Source organism: Bradyrhizobium sp. Kon56 (genome assembly GCF_055807635.1).
Genome location: NZ_JBVVOU010000594.1, coordinates 1 through 240 on the forward strand (window position 1 = coordinate 1; position 240 = coordinate 240).

At 47.5% G+C, this 240-nt stretch carries 1 pseudogene; it reads left to right on the forward strand.

The features are described from left to right. Window positions 1-148 precede the first annotated feature (148 nt). Window positions 149-240, forward strand: a pseudogene (locus AC0L3B_RS40190) (biotin--[acetyl-CoA-carboxylase] ligase); the annotation flags it as partial.

Consider the following 240-nt stretch of genomic DNA (forward strand, 5'->3'; position numbering starts at 1 on the left):
CTCAAACAGTTAATTTTGACTCCGCTGGGCCCTCGGCTGTTCTAAGCGTGAAGCTGTCACAGGAAAACGGTTCTAGTGATCCAATCGCTTACTCAAGTCATATAAACCCGCCGACCACACATGAAAATCCTGACTCCTGGTTTGTGTTTTGAAATGGCCAAATGACGTATTGGTCGGGCAGAAGAAAATTGCCGGGATCTTGTTAGAGCTGGTGGGTGATCCAGCAGATATCTGTCACGT